Origin of the sequence: Zafaria sp. Z1313 (genome assembly GCF_050563205.1) — a bacterium.
Lineage (GTDB): Bacteria > Actinomycetota > Actinomycetes > Actinomycetales > Micrococcaceae > JAZDCJ01.
The window spans coordinates 183,895-203,755 of record NZ_JBNWUK010000001.1; the positions used below are offsets into that span (position 1 = coordinate 183,895).

Below are 19,861 nucleotides of genomic sequence, written 5' to 3' on the forward strand. Positions count from 1 at the left end.
CCCGGGGGAGGGCCGGATATGATCGACGAGGACCGGAATCCGGCCGAAGCAACCGCTCAACGATGAGGACCACCGTGACTGAAGCCACGAATTTCGCCCACTTGTCCCCGCGCTTGTCCGTCGGCGACGCCGAACCCGACCGCAACCTCGCCCTCGAACTCGTCCGCGTCACCGAGGCCGCGGCGATCGCCGCGAGCCCGTGGGTGGGCTTCGGCGACAAGAACGCCGCCGACGGCGCGGCCGTGGACGCGATGCGCTCGCTGCTCTCGACCGTGTCCTTCAACGGCGTCGTCGTCATCGGCGAAGGCGAGAAGGACGAGGCCCCCATGCTCTTCAACGGGGAGCGCGTGGGAGACGGCAGCGGGCCGGAGGTCGACGTGGCCGTCGACCCGATCGACGGCACCCGGCTGACGGCGCTGGGCATCAACAACGCCCTGGCCGTGCTGGCCGTCGCCGAGCGGGGCACGATGTTCGACCCCTCGGCCGTCTTCTACATGGAGAAGCTCGTCACGGGCCCCGAGGCGGCCGAGCTCGTCGACCTCCGGCTGCCCGTCAAGCAGAACCTCCACCTCATCGCGAAGGCCAAGAACAAGCCGATCAGCCAGGTCACGGTCTGCATCCTCGACCGTCCCCGCCACCAGGGGCTCGTCGACGAGATCCGCGCGGCCGGGGCCCGCACCAAGTTCATCATGGACGGCGACGTGGCCGGGGCGATCGCGGCGACGCGCGAGGGCACCGGGGTCGATGTCCTCATGGGCGTCGGCGGCACGCCGGAGGGCATCGTCACGGCCTGCGCCATCAAGAGCCTCGGCGGCGTCATCCAGGGCCGCTTGTGGCCGCAGGACGACGACGAGAAGCAGAAGGCGATCGACGCCGGCCACGACATCGGCACGGTCCTGTCCACCAACGACCTCGTCACGAGCGAGAACTGCTACTTCGCCGCGACCGGGATCACCGACGGCGACCTGCTGCGCGGCGTCCGCTACCGCGACGAGCGGATCTTCACCCAGTCGATCGTGATGCGTTCGAAGTCGGGCACCATCCGCACCGTCGAGGGAGAGCACCAGTCCCGCAAGTGGGAGGCCTACACCCGCTGACGCCCAGGCGCCGCCCCGGCGAACGGAGGGCGCGTCCCCGCCGGCCGAGAGGCCCGGCAGGGGGCGCGCCCTCCGCACGTCCGGCCCCGGGGGAGGCCGGGCGGCCGGACGCGTGGGCCGTCCGGCCTCAGGGCAGCGTGACGGCGAAGGCCTCCGCCGGTCCGGGCCCGTGGTGCTTGACGACGACGGGAGCCTCGCAGGCCGGGACGAACACGGAGCCGCCCCGCTCGAGGACCAGGTCGCCGCGGGGCGAGTCCAGCACCATGGATCCCGCCGTGGCGACGACGAGGACGGGCCCGTTCTGCAGGAGCGGGACGTCGTCGTCCGCCATGGCGTCCAGGCCGGGAGCCGCCGCGAAGGCGATCCGCTGCAGCACGAACTCGTCGAAGCCGGGGGAGTAGACCTCCTGGCCCAGTTCGGTCGTCCCCGCCTCGACGAACGGGACCGGAAGCGCCTCGAAGTCGACCGTGTCGAGCAGCTCGGGGATGTCGACGTGCTTCGCGGTCAGGCCGCCGCGCAGGACGTTGTCCGAGCTCGCCATGACCTCCACCCCGAGCCCGCGCAGATAGGCGTGCACATTGCCCGCCGGCAGGCAGATCGCCTGCCCGGGCTCGAGCTCGACCAGGTTGAGCATCAGCGAGACCAGCACTCCCGGGTCGCCGGGGTAGGCCGCCTCGAGCCGTGGCAGCTCCGCGAGTCCCGCGTCGTGCGGCCCGGCCCCCGCGGACGCCGCCGCCGAGGCGCCGACGAGGGCCACGACGTCGTCCGGGGCCTCGAGCAGCCCCGTGAAGGCCTCCCGCAGGCGCCCGCCGCGCAGGAGTCCGGCCGTGCGCCGGGCGGCCCCCGCTGCCGGCTCCGGGACCCGCCCGGCGAGCAGCTCGAACAGCGCGGCCGACTCGTCGGCCGGGCGGAAGCCGCACAGGGCCGTGAACGGGGTCAGCGCGAAGATCATCTCCGGCTTGTGGTTGTCGTCCTTGTAGTTCCGGTGGGCGGCGGAGCGGTCGACGCCGGCGCCCTCCTCGAGCGCGAAGCCCTCCCGGGCCCGGGCCAGGGTCGGGTGGACCTGGATCGACAAGGGGGCGTCGGCCGCGAGCAGCTTGGCCAGATAGGGCAGCCGGCCGAAGCGCTCCGCGGCGTCGGCTCCGAGTGCCGAGGCCGGGTCGTCCTCGATGAGCCGGTCGAGGGGCACGGGCGCGGCGCCGGGGACCTCGGCGAGGGAGGGGGCGCCGGGGTGGGCCCCGATCCACAGTTCGGCCTCCGGCCCGCCCGGCGCGTCGTGGCCCAGCAGCCCGGCCAGCGCGGTCCGGGACCCCCAGGCGTAGTCGCGGATGGTGTTCCTCAGACGGTACATGGCCCTCCTAGGGCGTGGAGCACTCGTTGTTGTTGGCCGCGATGAGCGAAAGCTGGTCCTCCCGGCCGAGCTCCTCGAGCCGGACCAGGTAGTCCTCCGTGATCGGGGATCCGTCGGGCTGCGTACTGGGCACCGCATCGGCACCCTGTTCGATGGCGTCGGTCGACGACGGAGCCGGGGTCGAGGCGCCGGATCCTGCCTGGCCGCCCCCGGCGGACGGGGAAGCGCCCGATCCGCCGCCGGAAGCCCCGGCACCGCCCTGGCCGTCCGTCGACGCCGAGGCGGGGGCGCTGCTCGCGGGGGCGGCACCCGAGGCCGCGAGCAGGAGCGCATCGACGCGCGTGTGGATCCGGTCGAAGTCGGGGAAGGTCGAGAAGCGCTCCGCGCTCGTGCCGAAATCGGGGGCTCCGAGCGTCAGGCGCTCGAACGGGGACTTGCGGGCCTTGTCGGCGAGATTCAGGAAGCTGCCGAGCTGGTCCTGCGGGATGTTGGTCTCCACGAGCTCCTCGCCCGCCGACATGATGTCCGTGAAGCGCGTCAACACGGTCTGCGGATTGAACTGGTTGATCATCGCCTGCTGCAGGCACTGCTGGCGGCGGATCCGGTGGTAGTCGGTCGTGAAGTAGCGCGAGCGGGCAAACCACAGGGCGTCCTGGCCATCGAGCTTGAGCTCGCCCGGAGCGAACCACCGCGTCCTGACGAAGGTGTCGTCCCGCGGCGCACCGCGATAGGGAACCCAACCGCCCGAGTCCACGGTGACGCCGCCCATCGCGTCGATGAACTGCTCGAAGCCGGCCATGTCCACGAGGACGTAGCCCTGGACCTTCAGGCCCGTGATGCCTTCGGCGGCGTCCATCATGGCCTCCGCCCCGGCATTCGAACCCGCCGGGAAGACATCGGCGTGCTCGTTCTCGACCGTGGGGTAGAGGGCATTGAGGATGCACTCGTCGCCGCAGCTGAACCCCTCGGGGTAGACGTCGTGCAGCGGCGACCCGGCGGGGAAGGGCGCCCTTTGGAAGTTGCGTGGGAAGGAGATCACGGCGGTCTTGCCGGTCGCGGCGTCGATGCTGAAGAGGGACATCGTGTCCGGGCGGAGCCCTACGCGGTTCGCACCGGCGTCGCCGCCGAGCAGCATGATGTTGTACCGGCCGTCGACGGGGTCGAACGCCGGGCCGGAAGCGAAGACGTTCTGGATGGTTCCGCGCCCCGTGTTGAGCACGAACGCGCCGTAGCCGAGGACGCCGCTCGTCGCCAGGACGGCCACGACGCTCGCCCCCGCGACGATCCCGCGCATGCCCGGGGCCAGCAGCCGCGGCCGGATGATGGCGAGCGTATTGATGAAGAGGACGAGCCAGCCCACGGCCAGGAGCCCCAGGACCACGACGAGCACGAGCTGGACCGCCGGCCGGGCGAGGAGCTCGATGAGGATGCTGCGGTTCAGCACCGCGACGGCCGCGACGGCGAGGAGGAGGAACCAGCAGGTAAGCGTCACCCGCAGTGCCCGCCGGCCCAGGCGCTTGCTGCCCGCGACGAGCTGCGCCCCGCCCGGGACCAGCACGGTCAGCAGGAGCAGCACCCAGGCCCTCTTGGTCCTCACGGGCGCGCTGGCGCTCTCGGGGTGGCGGACCGGGTCGGTCAGGCCCGAGGAGTCCGGGGTGCGTTCACTCATGCGTTCCTAACGTTCCGCGGCGAGCCGGCGCAGGGCGGCCCCCTTGTCGGCGGCCTGTTGACGCAGCGCCGACGCGAACTCGACGAGACGTCCGCGCAGTTCCCCGGCGAAGGGTCCATCCCCCGCGGCGAGGATGCGCGCCGCGAGGAGGCCGGCGTTCCGGGCGCCGCCGATCGAGACGGTCGCAACGGGCACGCCGGCCGGCATCTGGACGATGGAGAGGAGGGAGTCCATGCCGTCGAGGGTCTTGAGCGGCACGGGAACGCCGACCACGGGAAGCGGCGTCACGGAGGCGAGCATTCCCGGCAGATGGGCCGCGCCGCCCGCGCCGGCGATGACGACGCGCAAGCCGCGGGCATGGGCCTGCTTGCCGTAGTCGATCATCTCCTCCGGCATGCGGTGGGCGGAGACGACGTCGACCTCGAAGGGGATGCCGAACTCCTCCAGGGCCTCTGCCGCGAGGCGCATCACGGGCCAGTCGGAGTCGGAGCCCATGACGACGCCGACGAGCGGGCTTGCGGTGCTCATGCCAGGGTTCCTCCGGTGGCTGGTACGGGGGAACCGTCGGTTCCCGCCGGGGTGGTGGCCGCGGGACCGGCCGCCGGTTCGCGCCCGTCGCGGATGATCGCCGCGGCGCGTCCGGCCCGAGCCCGGACGGTGCCGGGGTCCTCGCCGGGCAGGCCCACCACGTTGACGTGCCCGATCTTACGTCCGGGACGGACGGATTTGCCGTAGGCATGGATCTTCGCGCGCGGCTCGGCGGCGAGGGCGGCGGGAAAGGCGGAATAGAGGTCCTCGTTCGCCCCGCCGAGGTAGTTCTTCATCACGCTGTAGCCCCCGAGGGCGGCCGTGTCGCCGAGCGGGAGGCCCAGGACGGCCCTCAAATGCTGTTCGAACTGGCTCGTCACGGAGCCGTTCATGGTCCAGTGGCCCGTGTTGTGAGGGCGCATGGCGAGCTCGTTGACGACGAACCCGGCGCCGTGTCCCGGGGTCTCGAAGAGCTCGGCGGCCATGACGCCCGTGACGTCGAACGCGTCGGCGATGCGCAGGGCGGTCTCCTGCGCGGTGCGGGCCACCTCGGTGGCGAGCCCGGGTGCGGGGGCGATGACCTCGTCGCAGACGCCGTCGACCTGGATGGTGTGCACCACGGGCCAGGCGGCCGAACGGCCGTCGGGCGTGCGGGCCACGAGGGCCGACAGCTCCCGCGTGAAGCCGACCTTGGCCTCGGCCAGGAGCGGGCCGTCGCCGAACCAGTCGGCGCAGTCCTCCGCTGCGGCGGGGCCGTCGACGATCCTCACGCCCTTGCCGTCGTAGCCGCCCGTGGGCGTCTTCAGGACCACGGGCCAGCCGATCTCCTCGCCGAACGCGCGCAGCTCGATCACGGAGGACACGGCGGACCACTCGGGGTTGGGCAGCCCGAGCCGCTCGATCGCCGCGCGCATCACGAGCTTGTCCTGGGCGTGGATCAGGGCGGCCGGGCGCGGCTGGACGTTGACGCCCTCCTCGATCAGCACGTGCAGGTGCTCGTTCGGGACGTGCTCGTGGTCGAACGTCAAGACGTCGACGCCCGCGGCGAAGCGGCGCAGGGTGTCCAGGTCGCGGTAGTCGCCCACGGGCGCTGAGCGCACCGCCGCGACGGCGGAGACATCCTCCGCCTCGGCGAGGATTCGCAGTTCGAAGCCGAGGCCGATCGCCTCGGGCGCCATCATTCGGGCCAATTGGCCGCCACCGACCACGCCGATCACAGGAAACGTCACCCCACTAGGTTACCCAAGCGGCGCGCGGACGGGCGCCCGCCGGGGCAGGGCAGGAGGCCCTTCCAAGCGAATCCACAGCAGGGATGCCTACAATAAGGGGTTGACTGGCTCCCGGACCGGACCGGACCGGAGCGTCGCGGACCCGTCCGGTCCGCGCCGGGGGACCGCACATCACACGAACACGTGGAGGAACATGCTGAAGGACTTGATGAGCCGGGCCACCGGTCTCGTATCGATGCTGTGGCGCGAGGTCATGAAGTTCGGAGTCGTCGGCGGCATCGCCTTTGTGATCGACACCACGATCTTCCTGTGGGCGATGAACGGTCCGATGCACGGCTCCGAGGTCAAGGCCAAGGTCCTGGCCGGCATCATCGCGACCCTGTTCTCGTGGGTGGCCAACCGCTACTGGACGTTCCGCCACCGGCGCCGCGCGTCGGTCGTGCGCGAGCTCGTCCTGTTCCTCGTGATGAACGGGATCGGCCTGTTCATCGCGGCGGCCTGCGTGTGGGTCACCAAGTACTGGCTGCAGCTCACGGACAAGACGAGCCTCTTCATCGCGGGTTCGGTCGTCGGACTCGTCCTCGGCACGATCTTCCGCTTCTTCGCCTACCGCTTCTGGGTCTTCACGGAGGAGCTGGACGCGGAGCCCCAGTTCCAGAAGGACCACGAACTGCTCCACCCGCATGCCACGGCCGCACGCCACGCCGCCGGCGGGGGGCAGCCGGCGGCCCCGCTCGAGACGCAGGGGGCCGGGGACCGCGAGCCCTAGCCCGCGCCTGGGCGGGACGCCGCGCCGGGGGAGCAGTCCCTCTCCACGCGTTCGCCCGTCAGCAGGCGCTCCGTGGCCGTGACGCCCGCTCCCAGGAGCACGAGGGGCACGCCGGCGCCGAAGAGTCCGACGGCGGTGCGCAGCAAGTGCCCCAGCACGCCGGGGGTGCCGGGATCGGCCCAGAGGGCCGTTCCCCCGGGCAGGCCCGCGCCGCCGAAGAGCTCCGCATAGGAGGTGTCGTCGACCGCTCCGGCGAGGGCCGGGGAGGAGCCGTCGACGGGATCGGCGAGGTAGTGGTCGCCGAAGGCCCGGACCTCGGCGGAGTAGTCCAGCGCACCCGGTGGGAGTCCGTCGTCGTACCGGAGCGAGAGCGCCCCCAGCGCGACGGCGGCCAGGTCCGCGTCCGGCCAGCGCTCCGCGGCCGCGGCGGCCGACGACGCCAGGACGAGGTCCGGGTGTCCGGAGCCGTCGATGACCAGCCGGGCGCCCGTGTGCCAGACGGCGAGGGCGAGGGCCACCGATTTCCAATGGGGCGGTGCCTCGAGCGCGACCGAGGTCCCGGGGCCGCAGTCGAACTCCTCCGCGAGGAGGTTGGCCGACTTGGCGACCCAGTTGTCCACGACCCGACCGCTCAGTTCCACGCGTTCGCCGTCCGGGCCGTGCCAGACGAGCAGCGGCGCGGTCGAGGCGCGCAGCGGCCTCAGCAGCCGTTCCGTAAAATCTAACGAAATGGTCTCGGAGTCCACGGGGGACCGCCTTTCGATGCTGGGAAAACCCTGTGAATCCGCGGAACTTGGGACACGCCCGGAATCCGCGGAATTCGCCGGGCGTGGCGTGGCGCCTTTCGAGGGGGCGGTATCTATAAAATCACCGCTTCCACTTGACGTACACCGAGTTACACCAGTGTAATTAGACAGCGAACCGGCTTGGCCCAAGCGACGGATAAACCGGTCCCCGCGCGGCATGGACCCCACGGTCCACGGCGGCGGGACGGGCCGGTGGAACCCGGAGCCGACCCGGCGGCCGGGAGGCAGTGACAGACGACCAGCGGAAGGGCTCACATCATGGGGACAGCAGAGCGCATTCACGAAGACAACGGGGTCGCCGCGCAGTCCGCGGCGGCCTACGGATCCCGCGGCGTGCCCGCGGACTGGTTCGTCGACCCCGCGGACGAGTCCGCCGCCGAACGCTACCGCGCGGCCACGGGCCAGGACCTCGAGGACCAGGCCACGGCCTTCCTCGCTGCGCACGAATCGGCGGCAGAGGCGCTTCACGAGGAAGCCCCCGTCGCCCCCGTCCGCGAGTTGCACTCCGGGCGCGCTGCCGAGGCCACCCCGTCCACGGCCCTCTGGATCGGCATGCCGCAGTTCCCCGGCGCCGAGGACGAGGGCGAGCTCGGATGGCAGACCGAGGCGCTGTGCGCCCAGACGGACCCGGAGGCCTTCTTCCCCGAGAAGGGCGGATCCACGCGGGACGCCAAGAAGGTCTGCGGCGCATGCAACGTCCGGGCCGAGTGCCTCGAGTACGCCCTGTCCAACGACGAGCGCTTCGGAATCTGGGGCGGCCTGTCGGAGCGCGAGCGGCGCCGGTTGCGGAAGCGAGCAGTCTGATTCACTCGCAAGTCCGCGTCACCGCAGTACTGGTCGCACACAATGGCGCACGCTATCTTCCGGGCACCCTGGAGGCACTGAACGGCCAGAGCCGGCCCGCCGACGTGTGCATCGGCGTCGACGCGGGGTCCTCCGACGCATCGGGTGCGCTCCTGCGCGCGGGCCTGCCCCAGGGCTCGCCGGTCGTCGAGGCCGCGTCGCAGGGCTTCGGCCATTCCGTGGCCACGGGGCTGCAGGGACGACTTCCGGCCGCGGACCCCGAGATCCAGGACTGGATCTGGCTGCTGCACGACGACGCGGCGCCGGACCCCTACGCCCTTGAGTCGCTCCTGCGGTCCGTCGAGACCACCCCGTCCGTGACCATCGCCGGCTGCAAGCAGCTGGACCGGGACGCGCCGCGTCGCCTCCTCGACGCCGGACTGACCGTCAGCCGCTGGGGCGAGCGCCTGACCCTGATCGACGTGGACGAGCTCGACCAGGGCCAGTACGACCGCCGCTCGGACAGCTTCGCCGTGAACTCCGCCGGAATGCTCGTCCGGCGCGACGCCTGGGAGCAGCTCGGCGGCTTCGACCCGGCCCTGCCCGGACACGGCGACGACCTCGACCTCTGCTGGCGGAACCGCCTGGCCGGGCACCGCGTCGTCGTCGTCCCGCAGGCCCGGATGTACCACTCCGCGGACACCATCAAGTCCATGGCCGGACCCGTGGCAGCCCGACGGGCCGAGGTGTACCTGCGGCTCAAGCACGCCCGCGCGTGGCAGTTGCCGTTCGTGGCCCTGGGCGCGGTGCTCGGCGGTGTGCTCCGCTTCTTCGCGAGCCTCGTGGCCAAGGACCCGGGGCACGCCCTCGGCCAGCTCGGGGCGAGCCTCGCCGCCGTCCTGTCCCCGCTGCGGCTGGCCAGGTCCCGGCGCGCCGCCCGGCGCACGCGCAGGGTCTCCCGCTCAATGGTGCGGATCCTCATGGTTCCCCGGCGGGAGGTCTGGGCCCACCGCCGGAACCTGCTCGAGGGCCTCGAGGCCACGCGCGTCGTCGGCGACGGCACCGGCTCGACGTCGGAGGCCTCGAACCCCTCGGGGGACAACAACGACGACTTCGCGGCGCTCGCCGCGCCGGCCCGGACCTCCGACGCCGTGAGCGCGGTCCTCGTCGTGCTCATCGCCGGAACGGCCGCGTTGATCGGCCTGCGCAGCCTCGTCAACGCGCCGGCCCTGACGGGCGGGTCGCTGCTCCCGCTCTCGCCGGGCCTCGGGGACATCTGGCACCACGCGACGGCCTGGTGGCAGGGTGCGGGCGGCGGCCAACCCGGCCCCGGCGACCCGTTCGACCACGTCTTGTGGCTCGTGGGAGCGGCCGGTCTCGGAAACGCCAACGCCGCCTTCGTCGTCCTCTTCCTCGCCGCGATGCCGCTGGCCGCCCTCGGCGCCTGGACGGCGCTCGGCGCCGTCACCGGCAGCCGTGCCGCGCGCCTCGTCGGGGCGCTCCTCTGGGCCCTCGCCCCGGCCCTGCAGTCCGCCCTCGGCGGAGGACGGGCCGGAGCGGTCGCGGTCCACGTTGTGCTCCCGTGGGTCGTGCTCGGGTGCATCCGGGCCGTCGGGGCCGCCCGGGAACGCCGGACGGGCGACGACGCCGGGGCCGGGCCGCCGCGGGCCGGCGTCCGTTCCGTCCCCTCCTGGGCGGCCGCCGCCGGGGCCGGTCTCGGACTCGCCGCCTGCACGGCCGGTTCGCCCGCCCTTCTGCCCTTCGCCGTCGTCGCCACGGTCCTCGTCGCGCTGCCCCTTGGTCGGCGGGCCAAGACCCTGTGGTGGGTTCCCGTGCCGGCGCTCGTTCTCGCGGCGGGCCACCTCGTCGCCGCAGCGGAGCAGCCCCGGATCCTCCTGGCCGACCCCGGCGTCCCCCAGGCCTTCGAGGCCGCGCCGCTGTGGCAGCAGCTCCTCGGCTTCCCCACGGCGTTCGACGCCGCGGCGCCCCTCGCCGGCTTCGGCTGGCTCCCCGCGGAAGTCCCCGGCGCGCTGACCGCCGCGATCGCCATCGGCGCGCCGGTGTTGCTGCTCGCGGCCGTCGGGCTCTTCAGGCCCGGACCGCGGGGCTGGACCGCGCGCACGCTGTGGACCGTCGGCGTCCTGGCCCTCGCCGCCGGCGTCGCGTCCGGACTCGTTCCGACGGCCGTCGACGCCGGAACCCCCGTGTCCGCGTTTACCGGCCCGTTCGTCTCCGTCTTCACGCTCGCCGCGGTCTTCGCCGCCGTCGTCGGACTCGACGGGCTGCGCCGCCTCCACCGCGACGCGCGCGCCAACCACGAGCCCGGGGCGCCCCGCGGCCGCGGGCGCACCGCGGCCTTCGCCGCGGCGATGGCGCTCCTGCTCGCCGCCACGGCGGCCTCCACGGCGCTGTGGCTCGTTCCCGGACTCGCGACGGGAGAAGCGGTCGCCGACGCCGCCGGCGACGGTGCCGCGACGCCCGAGCGCCTCGGCACCGCGCTCGAGGTCGTTCCGGGCGCCGCCCGGACGCTGCCCGCGACAGCCGCCGACCGCGGCACCGGTCCGTTCGAGGACCGCTCGCTCGTGATCGGGCGGGGCGACGACGGCATGATGACGGCATCGCTCATGGACGGCGCGGGCACGAGCCTCGACGGACTCGCCGCCATCGTCGACGTCGGGCGCTTCCACGGCGGCCTCGTCGATGCCGAACCGCGCCAGGACGACGACGTGACGGCGCTCGTGCGCTCCACGGTCGCCTCCATCGTCTCCGGCCAGTCGATCGATCCCCGTCAGGCGCTCCAGGAGCTCGGGGTCTCGTTCGTGGTCCTGCGGCCGGGGGATGCGGCCACTGACGCGCTGGCCGGCCAGCTCGATTCCGTCCCGGGCCTCGGGGCCGTGGGCCGGACCGAATCCGGGTGGCTGTGGCGCGTCGAGCCCGCCGCGGGTCTCGAGGGGACGGACAATCCCGCGGACTTCACGGCCCGGGTCAGGATCGTCGACGCCGGGGGCGCCACGGTCCGGCTCGTGCCGTCCGAACGCGCCCAGGTCTCCGGCCACGACGTTCCGGCAGGCGCCGAGGGCCGGCTCGTCGTCCTGGCCGAGCGCAGCGATCCCGGATGGCGGGCGCGCTTCAACGGCGAGCCCCTCCCGCCGGCCGGCACGGGCTGGGCCCAGGCCTTCGAACTGCCCGCCGGCCCGGGAACGCTCGAGATCCGCTACGACTCCGCCTGGACCGTCCCGGTCCTGGCCGCGCAGGGAACGGTCCTCGGGATGGCCCTGCTCCTGCTGGTCCCCATCCCGCAGCGCCGCCGTTTCGCCGTGCGCCGGCTTGAGCAGTACCGTTCGACGTCGAGCGCGGACAGCATCCGCGAGCTCGACGCCGGGGGGAGCGGGGACCCGACCGCGGACAGCGCCGCGGACGGCGGCGAGGGCTCCGGCCGGGACACTGCGGCCGGTGGCCACGGTGAGGCCGCCGCGGGCGGGCACGCCGCCGAGGCCGGCGCGGCGGACGCGGATGACGCGGCCGCCCCGGAGCCCGCAGGCGGTCCGGAGCCGGAGAACCACCAGGAGGCAGCACGATGACCGCTACCACGCAGAGGCGCAAGCGCGGCCGGATCGCCGCGGCGGCCGCCGGGGCCGCCCTCGTGCTGGGGACCGGGGGCGGCGTCGCCGCGGCCGCGTGGCTCCTGCCGGGCCCCGGAACGGCCGATGGAGCGGTGCCGCGCATCACGCTACCGGCCGGCGACTTCGTGGCGTCGTGCCCCGAGGCGCCCCGCGTTGTGGAGGGCACCACCGCCGAGGGGACGGACCCGGCCTTCGGCTCCGCCTCCTCGACCGAACGGGCGCCGCTGCGCGCCGTCGTCGTCGGCGACGCCGCCGAACGGATCCCCGGGAGCGTGGTCTCGGACGCCGAAGGCGGCGAGGTGCAGCGGCTGGCGCCCGCGGTACCGGACGCCGAGGCCGCCCAGGAGGCGGCGGCCAGCGCGGACGGGTTCTCGGGTCGCTCCGCCGCGGCCCGATCCGGCATCGAGTCCGGGGGGCCGACGGCGCTGACCGTCCAGCCGCTTGGCGGCTTCACCTCCGTCGCCGGCATGGCGCGGGGCTACGAGGCCGAAGACGGAGACCTGGCCGGCCTGGCCAGCTCCCGCTGCCAGAGCCCGTCGCACGAGCAGTGGCTCGTCGGCGCCTCGACCGAGCTGGGGCGGATGGCGCTGCTCGTCGTCACCAACCCCTCGGCCTCCGCCTCGACCGTCGACCTCGAGGTCCACGGGCCCACGGGTCCCATCGACTCCGGCGCCACGCGGGGGATCGTCCTGGCCCCCGGGGAATCCAAGCGGATCGTGCTCGCGGGCCTCGCCGCGGACGAGCCGGCGGTGTCCGTCCACGTCGTGGCGAAGGGTGCCCCCGTGGTCAGCGTGATCCAGCAGAGCGTCCTGCGCGGGCTGGTGCCCGGGGGAGTGGAGTACATCGAACCCTCCGCGGCGCCCGCCGACGGGCAGACGGTCGCCGGCGTCCTGGTCCAGGACCCGGAGGCGACCGCTCACCTCGACGGCGACGAGTACGCTGACGCGTCCACTGCGCTGCAGGTCACCGTCCCCGGAACCGAGGACGCCGTGCTCAACGTCCGCGCCTTCGGCACCGGAGGGGAGGCCGCGCTCCCCGGAGACGGCGTCCACTCCGTCGAGGCCGGACAGACCGTGCTCGTCCCGCTGGACTCGCTCGGCGCCGGTACCTACACCGTCAACGTCCAGGCGGACCAGCCGCTGGTGGCGGCCGTCCGGACCGTGTGGGGCAACGCGGAGTCACCGGAGACGGACCTCGCGTGGATGGCCTCGGCCGAGCGGCTCGGCAGCGAGCACCTCGTCGTCGTGCCGGAGACGGGGACGGCGCGCCTGGCCTTCGGTTCCGTCGGCGGGGAGTCCACGATCACCCTGAGGCCCGTCTCCGCGGATGGAGGGATCGGGGCCGAGACCACGCTCCAGACGTCCGGGGGGACCACTCTCGTCCAGGACATCACCCGGCTCGGCGGGGACACGGTCGCGGTGATCGTCGGGACGAGCGGGGACCCCGTCTACGGCGGGCTCGTGGGCTTCCAGCCCCGGGGAACGGCGACGGGGACGACCCTGCCGCCCGCGACCCCCTCCCAGCGCTCAGTCGTCGTCGACGTCACACCCTAGCCCAGGGTCGCCGGGTCCCGTTCCCGGGGTCGGGGCCGCTAGTGTCCCTGCAAACCGCGGCCGTAGCTGGAATCGACGTCCTCGGGGGCCATCGCGAGCAGTTCGGCCACGAGTTCCACGACGACGTCGTGGACGACGTCCCCCAGGTCGACGGCGTGTCCCGCGAGCTGCTCCACGGGGCGGCGGTAGACGCGGATGACGGCGGAACGGCGGGCCGTCGCGGAGGACGCCGTGCCGAGGGGAACGGGCCCGCCGGAGGACTCGGCGCGGCGCAGCGACTTCTCGGAGGGCACGAGCTCGACCTCGAAGGCCACGGCCGCGATCCGCGGTCCCCACAACTCCTCGAGCCGCTCGGCGGAACCCGCCACGAGGTCCTCGAAGCGCTCGGCCCGGGTCCGCGACCCCGGCAGCTGCTGCAGCATGAGCGCGCCGCGCAGCCCGCGGCCGTGCCGGTTGCGGCGCCGGCGGGCGAACGGCCGCCCGCGGGATCCCGTGGACGGGCCGTGACCTGGATCGAGGGAGTCGGCGTCGGACATGTTCCGAGCTTATCGGCTCGGGACGCGACCGGCGCCGCCGGACGGCGAGGCCCGCTCGGACGGCGGCGCGCGGGAGCGGACCGCGTCGCGGGCGGAACGACGGCGGCCCGCCGGGCGGCGTCAATCCCCGGCCGGGGAGGGCCCGCCGGGTAGGCTGGGTCCTCGTGGGATCCATCAGACTCTGTTCACGCTCGGCCTGCCGCCAGCCGGCCATCGCCACGCTGACCTATGTCTACGCCGACTCGACGGCCGTGCTGGGTCCGCTCGCGACGTTCGCCGAACCCCATTGCTACGACCTCTGCGCGGCCCATGCCGAACGGCTGACCGTCCCGCGCGGATGGGATGTCGTCCGGCTCGAACTGCCCGAGCGCCCGCGCCTGGAATCCGACGATCTCTCGGCGCTCGCGGACGCCGTCCGGGAAGACCCGTCCCGTGTGGCCGCCGGGGACGCGCCCGGCGCCGGTGCGCCCCCGGCGCCGCGGAACGCTCCGGAGCCGCTCGAGCCCCCGGCCGACGCCGAGGCGGGGCGCCCACGGCTCCGCGTCCTGCGCGGCCCCTCCTGAGGCACCGGACGTTCCGGCGATCCGGGCAGCCGGCCCCCGCCCGTCACGGGATGGCAGCGCTCGCGGCGCGAGACCATAAACTGGGGCCATGGCCCATATTCCTCCCCAGCTGCTGGCCGTCCTGCGGTGCCCCGTGACGGGTTCGACCCTGGTCCGGCGCGGCGACGAGCTGGTGTCCACCGTCCCCGGCCCCGGCGGCGAGCCCCTGTGCTACGCCGTCCAGGACGGGATCCCCGTCCTCCTGCCGACCCCCGCCGAAACCACCAGCGACCCCACGGAGCAGCCCTCATGACCTTCGACTACAAGATCGCCGACATCGGCCTCCACGAGGCGGGCCGCCACCAGATCCGCCTCGCCGAGCACGAGATGCCGGGCCTGATGTCCCTGCGCCGGGAGTTCGGGCCGACGCAGCCGCTCAAGGGCGCCCGGATCGCCGGATCGCTGCACATGACCGTCCAGACCGCCGTGCTGATCGAGACGCTCACGGCCCTCGGCGCGGAGGTCCGCTGGGCCTCCTGCAACATCTTCTCCACCCAGGACGAGGCCGCTGCGGCCGTCGTCGTCGGTGACGGGACCCCGGAGGATCCCCGGGGGGTCCCGGTCTTCGCGTGGAAGAACGAGTCGCTGGAGGAGTACTGGTGGACCGCCGAGCAGATCCTCACGTGGCCCGGCGCCGCCGGCGACCCGGAGCTCGGTCCCAACATGATCCTGGACGACGGCGGGGACGCGACCCTGCTGCTGCACAAGGGCGTCGAGTTCGAGGCCGCCGGTGCGGTCCCGTCCGCCGCGGAGGGCGACGCGCACGAGTACACGATCATCCTGGACACGCTCCGCCGCTCGCTCGCCCACGATCCGCGGAAGTGGACGCGGACGGCCGAGCGGATCCTCGGCGTCACCGAGGAGACCACGACGGGCGTCATGCGGCTGTACCAGCTGGCGGAGGCCGGCCAGCTGCTCTTCCCGGCGATCAACGTCAACGACTCGGTGACGAAGTCCAAGTTCGACAACAAGTACGGCATCCGCCACTCGCTGCCCGACGGCATCATGCGGGCGACCGACGTGCTCATCGGCGGCAAGGTCGCCGTCGTCTGCGGCTACGGCGACGTCGGCAAGGGCGCCGCCGAGGCGCTGCGGGGCCAGGGCGCACGCGTCATCGTCACCGAGATCGATCCGATCTGCGCGCTGCAGGCCGCGATGGACGGCTACCAGGTGGCGCGGCTCGATTCCGTGCTGGAGCAGGGAGACCTCTTCATCACGACGACCGGCGGCAAGGACATCATCATGGCCGACGACATGCTGCGCATGAAGGACAAGGCCATCGTCGGCAACGTCGGCCACTTCGATAACGAGATCGACATGGCCGGCCTCGCCCGCGTGCCCGGCGTCCGCAAGGTCGAGATCAAGCCGCAGGTCCACGAGTGGGTCTTCGAGTCCGGCACGGAGGCGGAACGCTCGATCATCGTGCTCTCCGAGGGCCGGCTGCTGAACCTCGGCAACGCCACGGGGCACCCGAGCTTCGTCATGTCCAACTCCTTCGCGAACCAGACGATCGCCCAGATCGAGCTCTTCACGAAGCATGGACAGCTCGACGCCGAGGGGCGCCCCGCCTACGGCAAGCAGGTCTACGTGCTGCCGAAGATCCTCGACGAGAAGGTCGCCCGGCTGCACCTCGACGCCCTCGGGGTCGAGCTGACGGAGCTGAGCAAGGAGCAGGCGGAGTACCTGGACGTGGACGTCGCCGGCCCGTACAAGGCGGACCACTACCGCTACTAGCGCAGCGGGCCGGCCGCCTGGTCCCGGAATCCCCGGGACGGGCGGCCGAGCCGTGCCGGAGCCCGCCGCGGGCGTCCCCTACCGCGTGCCCTGGAACGGCAGCCGGTGCAGCCGCTCGGCGACGGCGCGCTGGCGCTCCTTGGCCGCGCTGAGGCGCTGGAAGTCGCGGTTGCGCCGCTCGGCCATCACCGCGGTCAGGAAGTCCTCGGCCCCCGTGCCGGGCGGGGGGGCGGGGGCGACGAATGCGTGGACCTGGGTGGCCAGCTCGGCGCCGACGCGCTCCCGGGACCGCGGCGTCATCGACGCGGACTGGCGGACGAACCGCACCACCTGGGCCGCCAGCGCGTCCGGCACGCGGCCCAGGTCGGCGAGCTCGGCCCACGGCTGCAGACGCGTCGGGACGGGCGGGAGCTGGGGCGTGAACCGGGCCCGGCGTTCGCGCATCGAGTACGTCCCCGCCAACATGTCGCCGAGCCGTTTGCCCCGCTCGTTGGAGAACGCCACGATCAAGGCGAGCGAGCCGAACAGGGCCAGGACCTCCAGCAGGGCCAGCATGCCGCGGATGAACGCGTGGCGAAAGCGGATCGATCCGCCGTCGTCGCGGACGATCCGCAGCCCCATGACGGCGCGGCCGAGCGACTTGCCGCGCGTGAGCGTCTCCACGGCGACGGGTACGGCGAGAAGCCAGAAGAGGGAGATCCCCAGCCACATCGCCGTCGCGGCGGATTCGTCGAGCAGCGTGGTGGTCTCGCCCAGCAGGACCACGGTGCCGAGGAGCGCCAGGGCGTAGACGAGGTAGTCGATCAGGCAGCCGACGGCGCGGGGGACGAAGCTGGCCTCGCGGAGTTCCAGGACCACGGCCTCGCCCGTGATGACGGTGCTCATGGTCCTCCCGGATCGCGGTGGTGCGGTCCTCCCAATGTAGCCGACGGGCCCGGGATAGGGTGGGAGCGTGGACCTTGATGCCTTCGTCGCCGTGCACCAGCCGGACTGGCAGCGCCTCGATGCGCTGTCTTCCCGGCGTCGGCTGAGCGGCCCCGAGGCGGACGAGTTCCTGGCCCTGTACGAGCGCGTGTCGACGCACTTGTCGATGGTCCGCTCCGTGGAACCGGACACCGTGGTGTCCGCGGACCTCTCGGCCCGCCTGTCCCGGGCGAGGACCCGGTTCACGGGCGCGCGCGGTGACGTCCTGGCGGAGCTGGCCCGCTTCTTCGTCGTCTCCCTGCCGGCGGCGTTCTACCGCATCCGGCACCTGACCGTGGTCATCGGGGTCCTGTTCACGGCGCTCGCCACGGCCTTCGGCTTCTGGGCCGCGGGCACGCCGGGAGTCGTCGAGGCGATGGGCTCCCATGAGGAGCTGCGGGCCTACGCCGAGCACCGTTTCGTGGACTACTACTCGGAGAACCCCGCGGCCTCGTTCGCGGGGGCGGTCTGGAGCAACAACGCCTTCATCGCGGGGATGTGCGTCGCGTTCGGCATCACGGGCCTCTACGTGCCGTTCGTCCTGGTCCAGAATGCGATCGGGATCGGGATGGCCGGCGGCGTCATGGCGGCGTTCGGGGAGCTGGACACCTTCTTCCTCTACATCCTTCCGCACGGCTTCATGGAGCTCACGGCCATCTTCATCGCCGCGGCCGCCGGGCTGCGGATCTTCTGGGCCTGGGTGGCTCCGGGGCCGAGGACGCGGGCCGCTGCGCTGGCCGCGGAGGGGCGCTCCCTCATGACGGTGGCCCTGGGGCTGGTCCTCGTGCTGCTCGTCTCGGGGATCGTCGAGGCGTACGTGACGCCGAGCCCGCTCCCGCATGGGGTGCGGATGGGCCTGGGCCTGGCGGTCCTGGCCGGCTATTGGACCTACACCCTGGTCCTGGGGCGGCGCGCCGTCGCCTCGGGCGCCACGGGAGACATGGATACTTACGACGCCGGGGCCACGGTTCCGACGGCGTAGCACCCCCGTGGTGCCGAGAAAGGAAAAGGCAACGCATGAGCGAGAACAAGACCCCGACGCCCGCGCCTGGAACGGAGCCGGAGCCGTCGCAGGACGCGCGCGACGAGGAGCTCGAGCGCTTCAACGAGGCGCTGCGCGCCCTGGGTGAGGACCCCGAGGACTTCGGCTGCGACGAAGGGCGGTTCGAATCCGCGCCGGTTCATCGGGAGGGAACCGTGGAGCCGGAGCCGGAGCCGGAATCGGAAACTGAACGGGAGCGGGAGTCCGCGCCGGAGCCGGACATGAAGCCGAGCCGGGAGGCGGACCCCGCGGTGGAAGCCTCCTCGGGGGCTGCCGGTGGCCGAGCCGCCCGCGATGCCGCCGGCGCCCGGAAGCCGGCCGTCGACGGGCCCGGGGACGAACCCGGCCGCGGCGTCGAGCCCGGACGCGACGATGACGGGCCGGGAGTAGAAGCGCGCTCCCGGCCGGACCAGTCGGACGACTCGGCCCGCGCGAGCGAACCCGTGCCCGGGGCCGGGACAGGCGACCGGCCGAGGGACGCGCAGACCGTTGCGACGCCGCCCGGGAGGATCGACGCCGAACGGGACGACGCGGTGCTGGACCGCGCCGCCAGGCGTGGGCCCGCGCCTGAGCCCGTGACCGAGGCGACCTCCGTCCAGCCGGCCGCCACCGCAGACCAGCGGCACGCGGCTGCTGAGGAGGCACCCCACCCGGCGTCGACCGCCGTTCAGCCGGCGGTCCCGGTGGCCGCGGCCCCGGCGGCCGGTTCCCCCGGGGCGGGTCGGGCGGCGGCCGCTGCCGCGGCCAAGCGCAAGGATCCGCTGCCCGCCGAGCTGGCGGCCCTGCGGGACCCGGACGCCCGCCGTCGCCAGGCCGCGCGCGACGCCGCGCTGACCGCCAAGCCCCGCCTGCCGCGCGTGCTCCAAGTGGTCCTGGCCTTGGCCTTCCCGCTCCTGCTGCTCATCGGGGCGGTCCGCGCCGTCGCCACGCCGTGGTTCCTCTGGCTCGCCTACAACCGCCCCGGATTCCCGGCCGATGCCTACGGGTTCACCGGCGCCGAACGGCTGAACTACGGCTCCTACGGCGTCGACTACCTGACCAACGCCGCGGGGTCCGACTACCTCGGCGGCCTCGTCGACGGGCGGGGCGACCCGCTGTTCCTCGCCACCGAGGTGGCGCACATGGCCGACGTGAAGATGGTCCTCGGCACGGCGTTCTGGGGCGGGCTCGGGCTCGCCGTCCTGGCGCTGGGCATCATGTGGTACCTCGCCGTGCGCTACGCGGGGGGGATCCGCCGCGGGTTGTTCGCCGGGGCGCTCGTCTCGCTCGGACTCATCGCGGGCCTCGCCGCCGCGGCGATCGTGGGCTGGCAGTCGTTCTTCACCGCCGTGCACCAGGTCTTCTTCGCCGACGGGACCTGGACGTTCCGCCTCGACGACACCCTGATCCGGCTCTACCCGCCGCAGTTCTGGGTCGACGCGGGGATCGCCGTCGGGGCCCTGGCCCTGCTCGGCATCGTCGTCGTGCTCATCGCCACGTGGCCCACCGCCAAGCGGCGCGAGCGTTCCCGCCTGCGCCAGGAGGCCCGGGACTTCGGCCTGGTGCGCCAGCCGTAGGCGGCCGGCCCCGGAGCCGC

Annotated in this window: 17 protein-coding genes; 10 read left to right on the forward strand and 7 right to left on the reverse strand. The window is 73.4% G+C overall.

Going from position 1 to position 19,861, the window contains the following annotated elements:
- Window positions 1-62: 62 nt before the first annotated feature.
- Complete coding sequence (gene glpX, locus ACQ3I4_RS00900; RefSeq protein WP_329859736.1) at window positions 63-1,097, forward strand: class II fructose-bisphosphatase; 1,035 nt, start codon at window positions 63-65, stop codon at window positions 1,095-1,097.
- Window positions 1,098-1,224: 127 nt separating this feature from the next.
- Here glpX and manA read toward each other — a convergent pair whose 3' ends face one another.
- The 4 genes from manA to ACQ3I4_RS00920 are packed head-to-tail and all read right to left on the reverse strand — an operon-like array spanning window position 1,225 to window position 5,874.
- Entirely contained in the window at window positions 1,225-2,448 is a 1,224-nt protein-coding gene (gene manA, locus ACQ3I4_RS00905; protein WP_430632642.1) for a mannose-6-phosphate isomerase, class I, read from the reverse strand.
- A gap of 7 nt (window positions 2,449-2,455) precedes the next feature.
- Window positions 2,456-4,117 (reverse strand): LCP family protein, encoded by a 1,662-nt coding sequence (locus tag ACQ3I4_RS00910; protein WP_329859738.1) that lies wholly within the window; start codon window positions 4,115-4,117, stop codon window positions 2,456-2,458.
- Window positions 4,118-4,123: 6 nt separating this feature from the next.
- On the reverse strand, window positions 4,124-4,645 hold the full coding sequence (gene purE / locus ACQ3I4_RS00915; protein WP_329859739.1) for a 5-(carboxyamino)imidazole ribonucleotide mutase: 522 nt from the start codon (window positions 4,643-4,645) through the stop codon (window positions 4,124-4,126).
- Window positions 4,642-5,874 carry a 5-(carboxyamino)imidazole ribonucleotide synthase gene (locus tag ACQ3I4_RS00920; protein WP_329859740.1) on the reverse strand — a complete coding sequence of 411 codons (1,233 nt, stop codon included), beginning with the start codon at window positions 5,872-5,874 and terminating at the stop codon, window positions 4,642-4,644. The genes purE and ACQ3I4_RS00920 overlap by 4 nt, the downstream gene beginning before the upstream one ends.
- Window positions 5,875-6,067: 193 nt before the next feature.
- On the opposite strand from ACQ3I4_RS00920, the gene ACQ3I4_RS00925 reads away from it, so the two are divergent.
- Window positions 6,068-6,643 carry a GtrA family protein gene (locus tag ACQ3I4_RS00925; protein WP_329859741.1) on the forward strand — a complete coding sequence of 192 codons (576 nt, stop codon included), beginning with the start codon at window positions 6,068-6,070 and terminating at the stop codon, window positions 6,641-6,643.
- Here ACQ3I4_RS00925 and ACQ3I4_RS00930 read toward each other — a convergent pair.
- A complete protein-coding gene (locus ACQ3I4_RS00930; protein ID WP_329859742.1) occupies window positions 6,640-7,389 on the reverse strand; it encodes a TIGR03089 family protein in 750 nt (249 codons plus the stop codon). The two genes, ACQ3I4_RS00925 and ACQ3I4_RS00930, sit on opposite strands and share 4 nt — an antisense overlap.
- Before the next feature lie 318 nt (window positions 7,390-7,707).
- Here ACQ3I4_RS00930 and ACQ3I4_RS00935 point away from each other — a divergent pair, with 318 nt between their 5' ends.
- From ACQ3I4_RS00935 to ACQ3I4_RS00945, 3 genes are read left to right on the forward strand one after another with little or no spacing between them, the layout of a single operon-like run.
- Window positions 7,708-8,253: a WhiB family transcriptional regulator gene (locus ACQ3I4_RS00935; RefSeq protein WP_329859743.1), complete on the forward strand. Its 546-nt coding sequence runs from the start codon at window positions 7,708-7,710 to the stop codon at window positions 8,251-8,253.
- Complete coding sequence (locus ACQ3I4_RS00940; protein WP_329859744.1) at window positions 8,139-11,813, forward strand: glycosyltransferase family 2 protein; 3,675 nt, start codon at window positions 8,139-8,141, stop codon at window positions 11,811-11,813. The genes ACQ3I4_RS00935 and ACQ3I4_RS00940 overlap by 115 nt, the downstream gene beginning before the upstream one ends.
- Window positions 11,810-13,408, forward strand: coding sequence for a DUF5719 family protein (locus tag ACQ3I4_RS00945; RefSeq protein WP_329859745.1), 1,599 nt, complete (start codon window positions 11,810-11,812; stop codon window positions 13,406-13,408). The genes ACQ3I4_RS00940 and ACQ3I4_RS00945 overlap by 4 nt, the downstream gene beginning before the upstream one ends.
- Before the next feature lie 38 nt (window positions 13,409-13,446).
- Here the strand turns inward: ACQ3I4_RS00945 and ACQ3I4_RS00950 are convergent, their stop codons facing one another.
- Window positions 13,447-13,944, reverse strand: a complete 498-nt coding sequence (locus tag ACQ3I4_RS00950) for a metallopeptidase family protein (RefSeq protein WP_329859747.1) — start codon at window positions 13,942-13,944, stop codon at window positions 13,447-13,449.
- A gap of 164 nt (window positions 13,945-14,108) precedes the next feature.
- Between ACQ3I4_RS00950 and ACQ3I4_RS00955 the strand changes: the two genes are divergently transcribed.
- The 3 genes from ACQ3I4_RS00955 to ahcY all read left to right on the forward strand — a co-directional run bounded on the left by ACQ3I4_RS00955 (window position 14,109) and on the right by ahcY (window position 16,280).
- Complete coding sequence (locus ACQ3I4_RS00955; protein ID WP_329859748.1) at window positions 14,109-14,507, forward strand: DUF3499 domain-containing protein; 399 nt, start codon at window positions 14,109-14,111, stop codon at window positions 14,505-14,507.
- Between the two features lie 88 nt (window positions 14,508-14,595).
- On the forward strand, window positions 14,596-14,799 hold the full coding sequence (locus tag ACQ3I4_RS00960; RefSeq protein ID WP_329859749.1) for a Trm112 family protein: 204 nt from the start codon (window positions 14,596-14,598) through the stop codon (window positions 14,797-14,799).
- The gene (gene ahcY, locus ACQ3I4_RS00965) at window positions 14,796-16,280 is read left to right on the forward strand and encodes an adenosylhomocysteinase (RefSeq protein ID WP_329859750.1); all 1,485 of its coding nucleotides are present in this window, start codon (window positions 14,796-14,798) and stop codon (window positions 16,278-16,280) included. The genes ACQ3I4_RS00960 and ahcY overlap by 4 nt, the downstream gene beginning before the upstream one ends.
- 78 nt (window positions 16,281-16,358) lie before the next feature.
- On the opposite strand, the gene ACQ3I4_RS00970 is transcribed toward ahcY, so the two are convergent.
- Complete coding sequence (locus ACQ3I4_RS00970; RefSeq protein WP_329859752.1) at window positions 16,359-17,165, reverse strand: RDD family protein; 807 nt, start codon at window positions 17,163-17,165, stop codon at window positions 16,359-16,361.
- Between the two features lie 67 nt (window positions 17,166-17,232).
- Between ACQ3I4_RS00970 and ACQ3I4_RS00975 the strand changes: the two genes are divergently transcribed.
- Together ACQ3I4_RS00975 and ACQ3I4_RS00980 are read left to right on the forward strand one after the other, a co-directional pair.
- Entirely contained in the window at window positions 17,233-18,225 is a 993-nt protein-coding gene (locus tag ACQ3I4_RS00975; protein ID WP_329859754.1) for a stage II sporulation protein M, read from the forward strand.
- A 35-nt stretch (window positions 18,226-18,260) separates the two neighbouring features.
- A complete protein-coding gene (locus ACQ3I4_RS00980; RefSeq protein WP_329859755.1) occupies window positions 18,261-19,841 on the forward strand; it encodes a DUF1461 domain-containing protein in 1,581 nt (526 codons plus the stop codon).
- Window positions 19,842-19,861: the final 20 nt, after the last annotated feature.